The sequence below is a fragment of the Endozoicomonas sp. ONNA2 genome (assembly GCF_024606365.1).
GTDB lineage: Bacteria > Pseudomonadota > Gammaproteobacteria > Pseudomonadales > Endozoicomonadaceae > Endozoicomonas.
Genome location: NZ_JAHHPO010001031.1, coordinates 1 through 2,328 on the forward strand (window position 1 = coordinate 1; position 2,328 = coordinate 2,328).

At 54.3% G+C, this 2,328-nt stretch carries 1 protein-coding gene; it reads right to left on the minus strand.

Annotated elements, in window-relative coordinates; translation table 11 throughout:
* A partial coding sequence (locus KDK14_RS18325) for a hypothetical protein (protein WP_257266641.1) occupies positions 1-2,328 on the minus strand: 2,328 nt, incomplete at both ends.

The window sequence follows — 2,328 nt, forward strand, 5'->3', positions numbered from 1 at the left end:
CCTCAAGGTTATGGTTGTAGGCGACACCAGCCGCACCAATACCGATCCGGTTGAGGCTGCGGGCACTGACATCAATCTGGTCAAAATTGGTAATAGTAGAACGGCTGCTGCCACTGAAATCGATGATTGCTTCTGTCGCTTTTCCGGTATAGACATCCTCATCGTAGGCGGAACTGAGGGAGTTATTGCCATCGGGATTGGCATCGCCCACTATGGCTGAAGGGTCATTGATTTCGGCAAAGGTAATGGCCAGACCTCCCCCCTGTTTACCACCGCCGTACAGCGTGCCACCACCGACGCCCACATAACTGTTGTTGTAGGCAGACACTTCCAGATCATTATCCGCGCCATTATTCGAGCTGATTGACGAGCCTTCGATTCTGGCCGAGGTACCGTCGTATATCTGGGCGCCGGAAATCGAAAGAGCGCCGTTGCGGGTCAGCTGGGAATTGCCCGCCGGGCGGGTGACAGACAGTGACAGGGCAACGGAGGTTAACTCGCCGCCGTGCAGTGCCTGAACCGCCACATCATCGGCATAGTTGATGGTGGTGTTTTTGATCCAGGCCAGGGCATCGTTGAAGCTGATCTGATAGGCGATGGCACCGGCAACGGTATTCTGGTTAGCGGGCGACTGGGTTCCCAGCATAGAGAGCGCTGCAGAACCGGAGGCACTGGCAGAGATGACTTTTTCCAGCGCCTGTACTTCTACATCCACATCGTTATAGCTGTTTCCGTTGGCATGACCACTGATGGATGCCCCATCAATCATCGCCTTGGCATCGATATTGTTGACGGATACCGTAAAACTGCCGGCACCGGTTAAGCCGGTTTGTGCCGAGGACACTTCGGCGCTGCTCTGGCCACTGTTGGCATTGCTGTCATCATTCGCGCCATTGTTGGCAGACTGTCCAATGGATGAGTCGCCATTACTGCTGTTGGCCCCGGTATAGTTCGCCGCCACCTTGGAGGACAGACCGTTATACCAGTTCTCAAACTTCTGTCCGATGCCCGGCTCATTGGTTGGCTCTGTGGTTAATGCACCGGCAACCGCAATGGAACCGTTGGTACCACTTGAACGACCACGGACAGATACGCTGTTGGCAATAATGCCTTTGGTGGGCGTAGGCGCGGACGGTGAGGTAGGCTGCGGTTTGGTGGTATTATTGTTGCTACCGTCCTGAAACTTGACCTTGCCATAGTCACCGCTGTTATCACCAATAAATGCTTTGGTATCGCCCTGTGACACGTTAGCGGCGATGGCAATCCCCACCGCCGACTCATCGGACCAATTAACCGCACCGGCTGCCGCCCAGTTGCCAAATTCATGGTCAGCGACGATCACCAGGTCACCGGTACTGAGCTGGGCATCGTTATGAAGGGATGCATGGGTCAGCACTTCAGAGTTCAGAAAACCCAGAACCCCGTTAAAGCCAAGCCCTTTGCCCAGGCCGGATGATGGCGTTACCAGAATGTGCCGTTCATCGGTTTCAGCGTAAATATCAACATCACCGGTAGCGGTTACGGTTGCTTTACCGATACCGGCCACCGCCTGACCGCTTTGTTGAACGTAGGTGATGGAAGCGCCAACAGCTTTACCCTGTTTGTTGGTACCATTGCCATTGGGCAGAATACCCAATGAACCGATATTCCCGGCCAGGTTGGCCGTTTCCATCAGGTTATAGGCACTGACTTCTACGGCGTTATCAAAGCTGAAGTTATAATTGATGTCTTTAAAGACACTGTAGTCACCCAGAAGGCTGGTGACTCTGCTATTGGCTTTAAGCTCACGGCTGGCGTTCCAGCTGCCCGTTCCCGTGGTGGTCACCCCGGCGTTATCACCAATCCACGCCTTGGTGTCCATATCGTTCCAGACCACATTGAGTGATCCACCATAGGCTTCCTTATCAGCCGCCGCACCGGCATTGGCGAAGGTGGTCAGCAAATTGTTTTGTAAACCACCAATGCCGTTAAATTTACCGAGCACATCGGCAATGGTATCCCATTTGTCATAGGTGCTGACGATGGGCATATATTGACCGGCAATCACACCGAGATTGGCCGCCTTGATCCGGGTTGACTCACCCACTTCAGCAACTGCATCACTGTCGTTTATAGCAAAATTCAGCGCCATCGCCAGGCTGGTATCCGATGCCGCGGACTGTCCAGCACCGGCAGAGCCTTCTTCCGGTGCGGTTACCGAGGTCTCGGCAGACGTCCGATAGCCGCCCTGGTCACCGCCCAGAGAGCCTGCACCATAACCCCCGGCCATTTTTTCATTGTCGCTGCCAATATCCACCTGGCTTGCCAGTAATACGTTACCGGTGGCAT